This window comes from Syntrophotalea sp., from assembly GCF_050253115.1.
GTDB lineage: Bacteria > Desulfobacterota > Desulfuromonadia > Desulfuromonadales > Syntrophotaleaceae > Syntrophotalea > Syntrophotalea acetylenica.
Genome location: NZ_JBFWJQ010000064.1, coordinates 1 through 13605 on the forward strand (window position 1 = coordinate 1; position 13605 = coordinate 13605).

The window sequence follows — 13605 nt, forward strand, 5'->3', positions numbered from 1 at the left end:
TGGTAGCCCGGCAGTCTGGCTTGCCCTGCTGCACGATTGACAAATACTGGAAAATCCCTTACCTTTAGCGGGTTTGATAGCCTGTCAGAAACATCAGGCATCACGCGGGCCATGCCAGGGATACGGCGTCCCGATTTTTAACGCTTGCATATCCACCCCGTATCCCTGTCGTGTCGCGCATTCTATCCCCCGACAGCCCTTAAGGCGGAGGACAACACCCATGAAGTCGCTTATCTTCTCCCTGTCCGCCCTGTGCCTGCTGGCAGCCTGCTCGACGGCCAAGCTGCCCGAACCGCAGACCGCCGAAGAATATTTCCTTCGCGGAGAGCAGGCTTTTGCCGGCAAGGAATATACGGCTGCCATCGAGGCCTATCAAAAGGCCATGGAAATTTACGAAACAGCAGAACTGAACCGGCGCGCCGAACTACGCATAGCCGATGCCCACTTCGCCAGCAAGGACTATGTCGAGGCGTCGGCCGGATACGAAAATTATCTGAAGCGCCACCCCGGAACAGAGCAATCGGCCCGTGTCATGTTCCAGCTTGGAGAATCCTACTTCAACCAGATTCTGGCCATCGACCGCGACCAGACGGCCACACGCAACGCATTGATAACCTTTGAAAGCCTTATCAAGCTATACCCGACGGCTCCCGAAAGCGCTACCGCTCCCGAACGGATCAAGGCCTGTCGCAATCACCTGGCGGCCAACCAGCTGTATATCGGCCTGTTTTACTACAAGACCGACGAGCACCGGGCCGCCATCGGCAGATTCAGCCAGACGCTGGACACCTTCCCCGACAGCCCGGACAAGGACCAGGTCTACTACTACCTGGGGAGCACTTTTCTGAAAAACGGCCACCCCAACCTTGCCGTCACGACTTTCGAACAGCTTATCGCCGAATTTCCGCGCAGCCCCCTGGCTGTGAAGGCGAAAGCCATTTTGCGCGAAAAATTCTGAGAACCGCCGCCCGCTGTCCATCAGGCCAACGCCGCGGCCAAGGCTACCGGAACAGGGCAAATCCCGCCGGCATTGAAGCTTCCACCATGACCAACCCAACGGGCCGGCCAGCATTGCCGGTCCGTTGCAGCGTGGGCCTGCGCCGACACGCCGGCAAAGGCCTTTTATGAAGGAGCCAACCATGTCCATTCTGGATGATCGCATCGCTTGCCCGCATCTGCGCGAGCGCATCAAAACCACCCGGGAAGTCCTGCCGTACTTCAAAGATGGCATGACCCTCGGCTGGTCCGGGTTCACCCCCGTGGGCTACCCCAAGGCCATTCCCAAGGCGCTGGCGGACCATGTCGAAAAAAACGGCCTGCAGGGAAAAATGCGTTTCAACCTGCTTATCGGAGCATCCGTCGGCACCGAAACCGAGGACCGCTGGGCTTCTTTGGACATGATCGCCAGACGCTGGCCCTACCAGAGCGGCAAAAACATCCAGAAAGGGATCAACTCCGGCCGCATCCGCATGCAGGACAAACACCTGTCCATGTTCGCGCAGGATCTGCTCTACGGTTTTTACACCAAGGATTTCGGTGGCAGCCTTGACCTGGGAATTGTCGAAGCAAGCGCCATCAAGGAAGACGGCAGCATCATTCTGGCCGGCTCGGTCGGCATCGCCGGGGAGATCATCCATACCGCAAAGCACCTGATTATCGAGCTGAACACCACCATCCCCTCCTATGAGGGCCTGCACGACATCGTCCTGCCCGAACCGCCGCCCCACCGCCGACCGCACATGATCTGCAAGGTCAACGACCGTATCGGCACCACCTACGTCCCCTGCGACACCGACAAGATTCTCGCCATCGTGGAATCGCGGGAACCCGACAAAGGCCGCGCGCTGGGCGCCACCGACGAGATTTCCGAACGTATCGCCGGACATATCCTCGATTTCTTCCAGGCGGAAGTCAAGGCAGGACGGCTGCCCATCAACCTTTTGCCGCTGCAATCGGGAGTCGGCAACATCGCCAACGCCGTGGTTGGCGGACTGGTCAATGGACCCTTCTGCAACCTTTCGGTCTATACCGAAGTCCTGCAGGATACCATGCTCGACTTTTTCGACTCGGGCAAACTGGAGTATGCTTCGGCAACATCCCTGTCCTTCTCGGCGGAGGGATTTGAGCGGTTTTACAAAAAATGGGACGACTACACCCGCAGGATCGTGCTGCGACCCCAGCAGATCGCCAACAACCCCGAGATGATCCGGCGTTTGGGCGTCATCGCCATGAACACCCCCGTCGAGTTCGATATCTACGCCCACGCCAACTCGACCCTGGTCGGTGGCACGCGCATGATCAACGGCATCGGCGGTTCCGGCGACTTTTTACGCAACGCCTTTTTGTCGATCATGCACTCTCCCTCCGTACGCCCGACCAAAAGCGACCCCACGGGCATTACCTGCGTGGTGCCGATGGTACCCCACGTCGATCATACCGAACACGATCTCGATGTGCTGGTAACCGAACAAGGGCTGGCCGATCTGCGCGGCCTCTGCCCCCGCGATCGCGCACAGCTCATCATCAACAAATGCTCACATCCGGCCTATCGCCCCCTGCTGCAGGAGTATCTCGACCGGGCCACCCATGAATGCCTCGCCCGCGGCGCCGGCCACGAACCGCACCTGCTCGACCGGGTATTCCGCATGCAGCAGCATCTTGCGACCCACGGCAGCATGAAAATCGGCTCCTGGGACTGATCCCTTGCCGATTTTGTGATCAAGCGGAATGAAAAAAGCTCCTGGCCTTGCGGACAGGAGCTTTTTTCATAAGCATTCTATTTCGGGATCATTCATCTTCATCCGTGTGCTTGCTGCCACGGGGCAGCGCCACCAGCTCCGCGCCGGTAGCTTCCGCAATGGCTTTCATCTCACTCATGCGCAGATGCTTGCCGAACACCTTGAGGTTGAGATCCGCCACAGCCACCAGCACATAGCGGGGTTGCTTGGCACCATCGACGACCTTGCGACGCTCACGATAAAAAATCTTACCACTCATAACTGTCTCCCTTCGTTGGTATACCGCACTCCGATAGCGGTAGATACATGATAGTTCATTGCTACCATAAATTGCAGGCAGACAGCAATAGCCAGCATCCGTTTTTCAGGCGCGAATGACGGTTCCGACCTTTTCGCCGCGCAGGGCCCTGGTTACATTGCCGGGCTTGTGGCCATTGACAATGCGTACTTCCTTGAGACTATTGGCATCGCGCAACAGATAGAGAAGCTTGCTTTCAAGAACCATATCTTCCATTTCCATGGCCAGCAGTTCGTCGACGGTAATATCCTCGATCAGTTCAGCATCGGGATTGACCGTCGGGTTCTCGGTAAACAAACCGTCGACATTTTTAACCAGGATGCAGCTTTTGGCACCGAGAACCTCCGCCATCAAAAACGCGCCCGTATCGGTCCGGTGTGGAGGGATCAAACCACTCTCCGGTGGATGTTCGAACAGGCCATAGGGCGGCGTGCCATGGGTTACGGGTAAAAAGCCGAGCTTAAGCAGCATGGGCAAATCGAGGATATCATCGCTGTCCACGTGGGTCCCGCCCCATTTTGACAGCAGCAAAGCCACCATCTCCGCATTCTGTTCGCTGATTTTTCCGGCCAGCCTGGCCAGTACGCCGGTAGGCATGCCCAGGTCAATACCCACATCGAGAATGTGCCGTACCCGAACCCCGCCGCCGGTCACCACCAGCATCTTGTGATGACTGGCCTGCTCACCGACCTCTTCCAGCAGAGGCATAACCACCTTGCGACCGAAATCGATGGTACCGTGGCCACCAATTTTTACCACCTGCAGATCCGGAATCAATCGAAGCGGTTTTATGTCGGCATGCTTTTGCATGAGCCCCTTGCGAACCAGCGTCTCCCCCTGCAGTTTGTTATACACTTCGTGGCGACCTGCCATATCTCGTTTCCTCCTTCCAAATGTTTAATTGAAGTAAGTCTTTCCTGCCATCGCCAGGCAATCCTGCCGGCATCCTACTGAACATCGCGCCGCGTGCCGCCCGTATCAAGCCAGTTGAAACACGCGGTATCCGGACTATAACAAGGACCCGCTCAACCAACAATGCTATTCGACCTGCAACTTACCGGTTACTGAACAACTCATCCCTGACGGACGCGATTGGCAGGCAAAAATTACGACCTATGATGGACAGCATTTTTCAAGGCCTTGCCACACATGTCACACATGAGATCCTGAATAAGCACCGGAGCACCGCAGGGTGGATTGTTGGACTGGCCATAAAAAAAGCCAGCGCATCCAATATGCGCTGGCCAGTTGGCCGTAGGCAACGACCGGATACCAGGAGGAGGAGGAGAAAAGGCCACACTCGAAAAGTGGCCAGGGAGGATTAAGAGAAAACAGGCTCACGAAACGCACATCACAGCCTGGCAACTCCAGATGCTGCATATTATCACTTAATGTTTTTTTTTGGTCAATTATTTTAAAAAAAATAATTCAAATAACTAATAGTTACCAGAAATAACGATAAATCCTGACTATCATCATTTTTTAAGCGGCCAAACCGTCCTTCCTCTGGTTACCACGCTATTGCCTCCTGAAAAACGCCATGCGATCCGGCAGGATTCCAAAATTACACAACCGCCTTAAAAATAACCCATAATTTTTGTTATAAAACGGCTTTATATCTGCTAAACCAGAGGCTCGAAAAAATATTCTGATTTATCAATATCTATTTCTTAAAATCGTGTTCTATTTTTAGTTTTTCCATAATGATTGCCCAAATCCATAAACCGTGTTATACTGTGTAAAAAACCGTCGATACTCAGCCGCATGTTTTCCGACGCACAATACAGCGAACCAACCGCCACAGGCTGTAAAAAGCCTCTAGAAATACTTCGTTTTCTCTCTTTTAGCAGAGCAGCAGTCCCCCATATGCCGGCCTGCTGTGAACAAAGCTGGGCGAGCAACATCGAGGACTGCTTTACAGGCCTCTGATTTTGCAAATAAGGCGCAAGCGTCTTTTCAGCCACCCGACTACAGAGCCGCATGAACTTCATGTCTCATCGCGCTCAGGGCAAACTTGCCCCACAGCCGCTGGCGAAAGCGGGATAGGAGGACACCATGGGTTACAGAAAATACATCACCCGCATTGACCAGATCCCCGAACTGGACAACCTGAACGAACAACAGAAACAGACGCTCAATTCGGTCGTCAAACGCTATGCGTTCCGCACCAACGAATATTATCAATCCCTTATCGACTGGGAAGATCCCGATGACCCCATCCGCAGGATCGTTATACCCAGCGCCGACGAACTGGAGCCCTGGGGCAAACTCGACGCCTCCGGCGAGTCCCGTTACGCCAGGGCGCCGGGACTCGAACACAAGTATGCCGACACGGCGGTGTTGCTCGTGAGTGACGTCTGCGGCGCCCTGTGCCGTTTCTGCTTTCGCAAGCGACTGTTCATGGACGACAACCAGGAAGTATCCCGAGACGTTTCCGCGGGTCTGGCCTACATACGCCGACACCCGGAAATCAACAACGTTCTCGTCACCGGCGGCGACCCGTTGCTGCTGTCAACCCGCCGCCTCACGGAAATCGTCGAGCAGCTTCGTGCCATCGACCATGTGCGCATCATCCGCATCGGCAGCAAAATGCCCGCCTTTAATCCGTTTCGGATTCTGGACGACCCCGACCTGTTGCGCATGTTCAAAACCCACAGCCGGCCAGATCGGCGCATTTATCTGATGGCGCAGTTCAACCATCCCCGGGAACTGACCGAGGAAGCACGTCGTGCCCTGGACATGGTCCAGCAAAGCGGAGTCTGCATAATGCACCAGACCCCGATGATTCGCGGTGTCAATGACGACCCCACGACCCTGGGCGAACTGTTCAATGAACTGTCCTACCTCGGCGTCGCCCCGTATTACCTTTTTCAATGCCGCCCCACCGAAGGTAACGCCGCTTATACCGTACCAATCGAAGAGGGCTACCAGATTTTCGCCGAAGCCCTGAAAACCTGCTCCGGGCTGGCGCGCCGCTGCCGCTACACCATGTCGCATGCCACCGGCAAGATCGAAGTGGCGGGATTGACCGCAGAGCGCATCTTCTTCCGCTTTCATCGCCCTGCCGACTCCGAACAGAGCCTTTCCAACCTGCTGGTCTGCGCCCGCAACCCCAAAGCCTGCTGGCTGGACGATTACGCGGAAGCAAAATCCCCCCTCCGGCTGGCAAGAAACTCATTTCACTGAAAACACCAGGGGCCGTCGGCTCAGAATCTGAATGATCGCCATACCCCGCGCCAGGAAAAAACCTGCGCGGGGTCGACTTTTTCTTGCAAAATGCCCTGCAATGCGTTGTAGAGATAAGGGCTGTTGTGGATACGGCCGGCAACAAAATCAACCAGGGCAGGAGAAAGAAACCACCTGCGGGTGCGGTTAAAATCCCCGTAGCGCAAACCGGCAAGCTGGCCCAAATAAACGGGCATACGCTGCAAACAGGTGACGTCCCCTCTGAGCAGGCAGCGATGCGCCAGCCTCGCGGCGAGGATTCCGCTCTGCATTGCCTTGCCGATGCCTTCTCCCGTATAAGGTGATGTCGTACCGACCATTTCCCCAATGCCAAGATAAGGCCCCCGGGCCATCGGCAGGACTTGTCTCCAGCCGCTGCGCAGAAGCGCCCCCTGCCATGGAGTTTCAACCTGCCCTTGCGCAAGCAGGCGCCGGGTCAGAGGGAAATCCCGCAAAAAGGATGCGAATACCCTTTTGAGATTAATGCGCTTGTTGCGCCTCCCCTGCATGAACAGGCCGCAACCAACATTGAACAGTCCCTGCCCCACGGGGAAAATCCAGGCATAACCCGGCAGAACCGCTGCTTCGCAAGCAATCACCAGTTGATCGAGGGGCAGCGACGAACGCACATAGCAGCGCAGAGCCGCGCCGGTCAATGCCGCGGCCGTCCCCAACCCGGCCTGCCGCGCCAAATCCAGCCGGGTGCCGGTGGCCAGCAGACAACAAGCGGCGGCATGACGCCGCCCCCCCTCTCGAAACACGACCTCGGCGGCACCGTCGGGCCTGTGTCCCAACAACCGCACGGTACCGCGCACAAAAGTCACCCCTGCGGCCGCCGCTCTGCGCACGAGCAAGGCATCATAGATTTCACGCCGCACCGTGAGGTAGTCTGCAGGCATATCGATGCGCACCCGGGACGGGCTGAAAATACTCAGGCTGGCGCAGCGATGTCCGACGGCTTCAACCTCCTCGCACATCCCGAAACGCCGCAAAAGACGCATCGCTGCCGGTGTCAAGCCGTCTCCGCAGACCTTTTCCCGGGGAAACCACTGCCGGTCGCAAAGCAAAACCCGATGCCCAAGGGAGGCGAGTTCCATGGCGGCGACGCTACCGCCGGGACCGCCTCCGACAACAATCACGTCCCAGTGGCCGTCGGGCAGGTCTTCAACCGCTAACTGTCCGACAGAAAACCTTCCCTGCAAAAAAGCGTCTGCTTCGTTCGCCATGCCCCTCCCCTTGCCTGGACCTCTGGCGGATGCCTTCGGTATGCTGCAAGCATACGGGAAAAATGGCCGGATTGCCTCGAAAAGAGAAAAAAAGTCGCTTGCGTCCCGGTTGCGATCGCAAACGACTGTAGCAGAATTTATTCGTTGCCCGGAGCCATCACGCAGAGGGATTCCGGCCACGATCGCAACGGCAAAACCCGATGCAACCCGCCCGGCACCAGGCCAAACCCTGGTGCCGATTACCGGAGATAAAACTTCACCGGTATTTCAATCGCCCTCATTTCACTCGGATCGAGAGGGAATCGGGGATAGGGAGCGCCCCGTGAAACGGCACGAACCGCAGCATCGTCCAACTGCCGGTAGCCCGAACTTCGGCTGACTACCGGTTCGGCGACCAGTTCTCCTGAAGGAGTCAGCCGGAAGGAGACAACCGCGGTGCCTTCCTGGCGTCGCTGCTGCGCCATCTGCGGATAACGTTTTGCCGCGTCGACCCTGGCCCTGATGGCCTGCAGATATCCGGCCAGAGCCGAGCCGGAGCCGCCCCCCCTGCGTCCCCGACCGCCTCCGGCCAAACCGGCACCGCCACCTCCGGAACCGGAGGCCGAACCAGTTCCGCCATCACCGCCCCCGCCAACTCCGGTCGTCATTGCGACGCTGGGGGGGGCCGGGCAAAGCGCCGACTTCCGCTGGTGGAAAATCGCCATCGGCTACCGGAAGGGATGGAGCCGGCGCCTGAGCAGGCATGGCCACGACAGGAGCCGGCCTGGGTAATTTGCGCGGAGCCGCAGCGGGGGTCGGTATAGATGCGAGACTGGGCATTTCCGGCCCGGCAGCAGGCAAAGGGGCGGCAACGTCCGGAGGCATGATCGGCATCGCGACTCCCTCGAGGTCAACCTCGATACGATTGACCCGCCGCACAGGGGTGATCATGCCGATGGCAAGAGCCAGGACCATGCCAACATGCACCCCGACGGAGACCATCATGGCCACCCATGTGCGATTGAATTTCACGATGCCCCCGCCTCTTCGAGGGTAGCCACCACGATACGGTTGGCGCCCGCCTTTTTAACCCGCTCCATTACCGAGACAGCGGTCTGCAGCGGCACATCACGGTCACCGCGGATAACGACGATGGTGTCCGGTTTGAGCCTCCCCCGCAAGGTCTCCTCGACCCTGGCCAGCGGCAGTTGTTGCCCGGCGATGAAATAGCGGCCGTCACGGGTAATGGCCACGGCCACCTCATCCTTTTCGCGAACCGTGGTACTGGCCGCGGAAGGCAGTCGGACTCCGATACCGTCTTCCTCGATAAAGTGGGTGGTCAGAAGAAAAAAAACCAGCAGCAAAAAGACGATGTCGATCAGTGGGGTCAGGTTCAGCCCTGTCGTCTGAGAGCGCACCGGGATCTCCATTACCCGACCTCCCTGCCGCTACCGTTGATGGATTGCACCCGGACGGTGTTCTTATTCTCCCCGGCGGCGAGAATGCCGGCATCTTCAAGAGCGTCGAGGAAAATGCCCGTCTCCTCCTTCATATCGGCCACTGTCGCATGCACCCGGCCCTGCAGATAGTTGTGCGCGACCATGGCAGGGATAGCGACTCCCAACCCCAGGGCGGTGGTCAGCATGGCCTCCCATATCCCGCCGGCCAGAACCGATGCATCGACCTTTCCGCCAAGGTTTTCAATGGCCTTGAAGGCCTTGATCATACCGGTTACGGTTCCGAGCAGGCCAAGCAAGGGTGAAATGCTGGCGATGAGAAACAGGGTCGGCAGAAAACGCTCCATGCCGCGCACTTCCCGCGCCGCCACATGGCTGAAGGTTTTCTCAAGTTCGGTACGGGTCGAAGCGCCGCCCTTGCCTGCCAGTCGCGCAAGAACCTCGACCATGGCCACTGCCCAGGGATGACGTTCCTGTCTGGCCAACGCCGCGGCCTCGTCAAAACTGCCTTCCTGGGCCCGCTTGCGCAGTCGATGATACAGGCGGCCGTCCCGCAGGCGCAACGAGCGGAAAGCCAGCGCCCTCTCGACAATAATGAACAGGGCGATCACCGAACAGAAGATGATCATGAGTCCGATCGGACCCGCTTTTTCCAGAAAAGCCAACCAGTTCTGCATGACATTCACTCCTTGAGGCGCCCGCTGCGCAGATCGAACTCGCCGTCACCGTCCAGATCTTCTTCACGGCTGACCATCCGCCCGTCGGGCGCGTAACGCTCACGAATTTCAGGCTTTCCATTAAGATCCGCATCCACCGTCTGGATTACGGAGCCATCCTTGCGATAAACACGCAGCCTTTCCATGCGGCCGTCTCCGTCACTGTCCTCTTGCTGCCGAAGCGGCTTGCCGGCCTCATCGAAAAACCATTTACGGTGCACCTTCCCGGAACGCCCCAGATCCTCGGATCGCTCCAGGCGTCCCTGACGGTAATACTCCCGGCGATCGGTACGGCCGTCTTTGTCGGTATCGAGTTCGGCCCGTGCCAGTTTCCCGTTCTGGTAAAACCAGGTCCCGCGATTTTTTTCAACCTGCCGCAACACGCCCTTTTCATAGCGCCAGGTGATTTCGGGCTTGCCGTCGCGATCCTTGTCCCTGGCAACCTTGACAATGACGCCTTTCGGATCAAACCAGGTGGTCTGGATCGGCCCCTTGCCCCGATCCTCCACAAGACGGGCGGAACCATCCTTCTGCCAGTCATAGCGGCGTTCATGAATGCCGTCGCCATCGCGGTCCTCACGGCGGGACAGGCGCCGTCCGGCATACTGCTCTTCGGCCTCGAACCTGCCGTCACGATCGGCATCCAGCAGCACCCGCTTCAGGTTACCGGCGGCGTCGTAATAGGCCTTCTGCCCCGGGCTCTCGCGCGTCCACTCTTCGGCCCGCGCCAGGCCGCCGCCAAAAACCAGGCACAGGACAAGCATCACAAAAATTTTGTTCATTTCCCCCCCATGCGTCTGACGACACGGTCAGGAAGCGGGCGCAAGACACAAAAAGGATGCCCGCGTCCAGCGCCGCAATCGGCAGTTATAACAGGAGCGTTCCTCGTCGGCCGTCCACTCGTCCTCGACATCGGCACAAAAGCGGACGCAGGCCCGCGCTGTGGCGGCAGCCAGCCCGTAGGCCTCATGGCCATGCCGGAATTCCCGTTCACCCTGCGTGTTGATCAACCACATGCTGCCTCCTGCCCTGAGAAATTTTCAGAATTTTTTCAATTGATGCCGCGGCGTGGTGCGCCACCGAACCCCTTCGGCGCAGGCCTCCCGTTCGGGCGAAACCATCAGATAGGTACCACCGTCAATCAGCACAGCCTTGGGTTTGTCATCGACCGCGACCATTTGCTCCGGCCCCAGAATCGCCCCGTCCATGGTGCGAACACCCTGTAGCGGGACCTGACTGAGAATCTCGCCTACCGTCGCCCATCCTTCACGGGTGCGAATATCCAGCCACCCCTTCAGTCGCCCGTCGTTGCCACCGAGCCGCAGGCCGATGCCGGCAAGAGCTCCGACCACTCCCTGTCCGGTGCCGCCATGTTCGGAGAGATGCACGCCCAACTGACCCGCCAGTTCATAGGCCATCTGTTTGTTCAGGACTTCTTCCTTGGCTTTGCGGCCAAACGTCACAACCGCATCCTGGTCCGGCAACTGATCCACAACGGCGACACACAATCCCGGATCGGATCCGGGCGCGCTTTCCCGCTCAAGGTAGTCGCTCGCGTAGTCGATGAGCGGCTGCAGATATTCCGGAGCGATATCCGCCTCGAAACACATGGAACTGTTGTGCGAGGTATAGGGTACATCGGGATGCACCAGCAGTTGGTGCCGGGTCACGAACAGACTCTGTCCCCATCGGCGGTTCTGAAGTTCTTCGGCAAGTTCGGTCGCCAGATCACCGGTACCGCGCGATTCGAGGTTATCGGTATCATCGATACATACCAGAATTTTCATGGTTCACACTCCCCGCGGCTATCAGCCGCCATATCTTCTCTGAAACGTTGCCGTTCGGGCAACGGAACACACAACGGACTAACGCACGACGCCGTAGGCCCTGAGCCGCCGCACGACCATCGGAATCATCAAACCGGCCGCCACGCCAAAAATGATGGCGCCCCCTGCTTCCAGGAGGGAACGCTGCAGATTCACCACGTGGTCCATGCCGATCATCCTGTTGATGGCATACACGGTAAAAAACTTGGTGGATGCCGCGGCGGCCGCTACCAGGGCGCACAGCAGATAACTGCCGAACAGCCCCGGCAGGAGCAGGGCGGCCAGATCGATCACGAGCCCGGCCAGCACATACTTGACGATAATGAAGGGACCGACCTTGGCGAAGCCGAGAAACATGGCCGCGGTTCCGGCCAGCAACCCGGTGAAACTTGCCCCGTAGCGACAGGAAGTGCTGCCGCGACCCAGCATCAGGAAAAAAATCTTGGTAATCATGGCATGCCCGGATACATGCAGGTGCAGTCGCAGGAGCATACGCACCAGTACTGCGAATACGGCACAGAAACCAAGGAACAGCGCATCCTTGAGGGGCAGATGCAAGCTATTGGACAAACGCGCGGCAAGTTGCTTCATCATGCAACAAGACTCCTAGTCCCCGGGCCAGCAGGTGCGCCGGGAGTAAAGCCCGAAATCCCGGGCGCGGGCGGCCAGGGCGATATTCCCTGCCAAGGCCATCCCCTGTACGACGGCCGGCACCACGACACAATGCACCAGATCCGGCCAGTTCCATGGTTTCAGCAGGTCTCGCGGCAAGATCCTGGCGCCGCGCAACACCTGCCCTTCGTAGATATCCCGAAACTCTTCCAGCAAATGCGGGGCGAACTTGAGACAGGTAGCCAGCACGAAGGAAACATGCCCCGGCATGACGCGGTTCATGGCACGGACGATCTTGGTCTGGGATGTGGTCTTGGCGAATATCATGGTCGGCCAGAAGGCCAGAAAAAGTTGCCAGGAGATCAATAGACCGTCCCAAATGCCCTCCAGGGATCCGAAGCGGATAATATACAAAATGACGATGGTAGAGCTCTGCAAGACAAAATAGCGCCCCTGCCGCCACCAGGACACGCCCTGCGGGCGAAGCAGTAAAAACACCACGGCGTTGGCGGCAGTAAGAGCGCCGAGAAAAACCCCGCTACGCGCCACGAAAGCTACACAGGAAAGGGTCAACGCCAGCAGCATCTTGACCCCTACCGGCAGCGAGATCCCCTTGCCAGGTTCAGCGGGTCCATCATCACGGCGATGGCCCTGGGCCAAGGCCGTATGCAATCGGGAGAAACTATCGCCAGCCAATGCGTCCCCCCTCGATGTGCAGGTGCCCGTCGGCCAGACCCGGAACCTGCTCCGGATCATGGGAGGTGATCACCAGGGTAACGCCGCGTTCCCGGCTCCAGCTGTCCAGAACGTCCATGACATCCCGCTGTCGGGCACCGTCGAGACCGGCGAAGGGATCATCCAGAAAAAGCATCTCTGGAGCGGGCGCCAAAACCGAAGCGATGGCGACCAGGTGTTTCTGCCCATAACTGAGTTTATGCGGCGAAGCATCGATAAGATGTTCGATGCCACACAAGCGCAGGGTTTCCTCGATACGGGCGGCCCGATCCGCCGCCGGCCAGCCAAACCGCTTGAGAGGAAAGGCAATCTCCTCGCGCACGGTATTTTCAAAAATCTGTTTTTGGGGGTTCTGGAACAGGCAGCCAAGTCGCCGGCGCAACAAACGGGGTTCCGGTTCACCATCGAAGATACGTATGCTGCCACGACCTGGCTTGAGGAAACCGGTCAGCACCCGCAGCAAGGTGGTCTTGCCCGTGCCGTTCATGCCGGTGACGACCACGCACTGTCCCCGGTGGATATCAAAGCAGACGTCTTTCCAGACCGGTACCGTTCCATGTCCCGAAAAAGACAGATCCCGCACCTGCAAAAGAACCGGCGCATCGGCAAAATCCGTCCCAGCCTGGCCAGCCGAAATCGCGGGCGGCGCTTCAGGCGCCTGCCAACGCCCTGGGAAGAGCCTTCCGTTACCGTCCATCTGCCAGAAACGATCCACCACCTCGAGCAACGGACCGGGGCGGTGCTCGCACAACACGACTGCAACCCCGCGGGCCTTCAAATCGGACAGGACCCG

The 13605-nt window shown here is 58.4% G+C and carries 16 protein-coding genes; 3 read left to right on the forward strand and 13 right to left on the reverse strand.

Annotated features, from left to right (window positions below; all coding sequences use genetic code 11):
* The first annotated feature begins 220 nt into the window (after positions 1-220).
* Both AB7E65_RS08110 and AB7E65_RS08115 read left to right on the forward strand, forming a co-directional pair.
* A complete protein-coding gene (locus AB7E65_RS08110) occupies positions 221-958 on the forward strand; it encodes an outer membrane protein assembly factor BamD (RefSeq protein WP_072287071.1) in 738 nt (245 codons plus the stop codon).
* Positions 959-1139: 181 nt separating this feature from the next.
* Entirely contained in the window at positions 1140-2699 is a 1560-nt protein-coding gene (locus tag AB7E65_RS08115) for an acetyl-CoA hydrolase/transferase C-terminal domain-containing protein (RefSeq protein WP_072287070.1), read from the forward strand.
* Positions 2700-2787: 88 nt separating this feature from the next.
* Here AB7E65_RS08115 and AB7E65_RS08120 read toward each other — a convergent pair whose 3' ends face one another.
* Positions 2788-2997, reverse strand: coding sequence for a hypothetical protein (locus tag AB7E65_RS08120; protein ID WP_072287069.1), 210 nt, complete (start codon positions 2995-2997; stop codon positions 2788-2790).
* Positions 2998-3102: 105 nt separating this feature from the next.
* On the reverse strand, positions 3103-3909 hold the full coding sequence (locus tag AB7E65_RS08125) for a uridylate kinase (protein WP_072287068.1): 807 nt from the start codon (positions 3907-3909) through the stop codon (positions 3103-3105).
* A gap of 1182 nt (positions 3910-5091) precedes the next feature.
* On the opposite strand from AB7E65_RS08125, the gene AB7E65_RS08130 reads away from it, so the two are divergent.
* Positions 5092-6222: a KamA family radical SAM protein gene (locus tag AB7E65_RS08130; protein ID WP_072287067.1), complete on the forward strand. Its 1131-nt coding sequence runs from the start codon at positions 5092-5094 to the stop codon at positions 6220-6222.
* Positions 6223-6242: 20 nt separating this feature from the next.
* On the opposite strand, the gene AB7E65_RS08135 is transcribed toward AB7E65_RS08130, so the two are convergent.
* The 11 genes from AB7E65_RS08135 to AB7E65_RS08185 form a co-directional block, all read right to left on the reverse strand.
* Positions 6243-7487 carry an NAD(P)/FAD-dependent oxidoreductase gene (locus tag AB7E65_RS08135; RefSeq protein ID WP_072287066.1) on the reverse strand — a complete coding sequence of 415 codons (1245 nt, stop codon included), beginning with the start codon at positions 7485-7487 and terminating at the stop codon, positions 6243-6245.
* Positions 7488-7726: 239 nt separating this feature from the next.
* Complete coding sequence (locus AB7E65_RS08140) at positions 7727-8059, reverse strand: energy transducer TonB (protein WP_428745624.1); 333 nt, start codon at positions 8057-8059, stop codon at positions 7727-7729.
* A gap of 46 nt (positions 8060-8105) precedes the next feature.
* Positions 8106-8498: a hypothetical protein gene (locus tag AB7E65_RS08145; RefSeq protein WP_428745625.1), complete on the reverse strand. Its 393-nt coding sequence runs from the start codon at positions 8496-8498 to the stop codon at positions 8106-8108.
* Positions 8495-8896, reverse strand: a complete 402-nt coding sequence (locus tag AB7E65_RS08150) for an ExbD/TolR family protein (RefSeq protein WP_072287064.1) — start codon at positions 8894-8896, stop codon at positions 8495-8497. The genes AB7E65_RS08145 and AB7E65_RS08150 overlap by 4 nt, the downstream gene beginning before the upstream one ends.
* The gene (locus tag AB7E65_RS08155) at positions 8896-9600 is read right to left on the reverse strand and encodes a MotA/TolQ/ExbB proton channel family protein (RefSeq protein ID WP_072287063.1); all 705 of its coding nucleotides are present in this window, start codon (positions 9598-9600) and stop codon (positions 8896-8898) included. Before AB7E65_RS08155 ends, AB7E65_RS08150 begins: the two co-directional genes overlap by 1 nt.
* A 5-nt stretch (positions 9601-9605) precedes the next feature.
* On the reverse strand, positions 9606-10421 hold the full coding sequence (locus AB7E65_RS08160; RefSeq protein WP_072287062.1) for a hypothetical protein: 816 nt from the start codon (positions 10419-10421) through the stop codon (positions 9606-9608).
* Positions 10422-10448: 27 nt separating this feature from the next.
* The gene (locus tag AB7E65_RS08165; RefSeq protein ID WP_072287061.1) at positions 10449-10655 is read right to left on the reverse strand and encodes a hypothetical protein; all 207 of its coding nucleotides are present in this window, start codon (positions 10653-10655) and stop codon (positions 10449-10451) included.
* 24 nt (positions 10656-10679) lie between these two features.
* Positions 10680-11426, reverse strand: coding sequence for a hypothetical protein (locus AB7E65_RS08170; RefSeq protein ID WP_320360641.1), 747 nt, complete (start codon positions 11424-11426; stop codon positions 10680-10682).
* Positions 11427-11504: 78 nt separating this feature from the next.
* Positions 11505-12059, reverse strand: a complete 555-nt coding sequence (locus AB7E65_RS08175) for a hypothetical protein (protein WP_072287059.1) — start codon at positions 12057-12059, stop codon at positions 11505-11507.
* 12 nt (positions 12060-12071) lie between these two features.
* Positions 12072-12773, reverse strand: coding sequence for an energy-coupling factor transporter transmembrane component T family protein (locus AB7E65_RS08180; protein ID WP_158514015.1), 702 nt, complete (start codon positions 12771-12773; stop codon positions 12072-12074).
* Positions 12760-13509 (reverse strand): energy-coupling factor ABC transporter ATP-binding protein, encoded by a 750-nt coding sequence (locus tag AB7E65_RS08185; RefSeq protein ID WP_428745626.1) that lies wholly within the window; start codon positions 13507-13509, stop codon positions 12760-12762. Before AB7E65_RS08185 ends, AB7E65_RS08180 begins: the two co-directional genes overlap by 14 nt.
* Between the last annotated feature and the right edge of the window lie 96 nt (positions 13510-13605).

What these genes read in the sequence shown, in the direction of transcription:
- AB7E65_RS08110 (WP_072287071.1), top strand. Translation starts at nt 221, where the DNA reads ATGAAGTCGCTTATCTTCTCCCTGTCCGCCCTGTGCCTGCTGGCAGCC.
- AB7E65_RS08115 (WP_072287070.1), top strand. Translation starts at nt 1,140, where the DNA reads ATGTCCATTCTGGATGATCGCATCGCTTGCCCGCATCTGCGCGAGCGC.
- AB7E65_RS08120 (WP_072287069.1), bottom strand. Translation starts at nt 2,997, where the DNA reads ATGAGTGGTAAGATTTTTTATCGTGAGCGTCGCAAGGTCGTCGATGGT.
- AB7E65_RS08125 (WP_072287068.1), bottom strand. Translation starts at nt 3,909, where the DNA reads ATGGCAGGTCGCCACGAAGTGTATAACAAACTGCAGGGGGAGACGCTG.
- AB7E65_RS08130 (WP_072287067.1), top strand. Translation starts at nt 5,092, where the DNA reads ATGGGTTACAGAAAATACATCACCCGCATTGACCAGATCCCCGAACTG.
- AB7E65_RS08135 (WP_072287066.1), bottom strand. Translation starts at nt 7,487, where the DNA reads ATGGCGAACGAAGCAGACGCTTTTTTGCAGGGAAGGTTTTCTGTCGGA.
- AB7E65_RS08150 (WP_072287064.1), bottom strand. Translation starts at nt 8,896, where the DNA reads ATGGAGATCCCGGTGCGCTCTCAGACGACAGGGCTGAACCTGACCCCA.
- AB7E65_RS08155 (WP_072287063.1), bottom strand. Translation starts at nt 9,600, where the DNA reads ATGCAGAACTGGTTGGCTTTTCTGGAAAAAGCGGGTCCGATCGGACTC.
- AB7E65_RS08160 (WP_072287062.1), bottom strand. Translation starts at nt 10,421, where the DNA reads ATGAACAAAATTTTTGTGATGCTTGTCCTGTGCCTGGTTTTTGGCGGC.
- AB7E65_RS08165 (WP_072287061.1), bottom strand. Translation starts at nt 10,655, where the DNA reads ATGTGGTTGATCAACACGCAGGGTGAACGGGAATTCCGGCATGGCCAT.
- AB7E65_RS08170 (WP_320360641.1), bottom strand. Translation starts at nt 11,426, where the DNA reads ATGAAAATTCTGGTATGTATCGATGATACCGATAACCTCGAATCGCGC.
- AB7E65_RS08175 (WP_072287059.1), bottom strand. Translation starts at nt 12,059, where the DNA reads ATGATGAAGCAACTTGCCGCGCGTTTGTCCAATAGCTTGCATCTGCCC.
- AB7E65_RS08185 (WP_428745626.1), bottom strand. Translation starts at nt 13,509, where the DNA reads ATGGACGGTAACGGAAGGCTCTTCCCAGGGCGTTGGCAGGCGCCTGAA.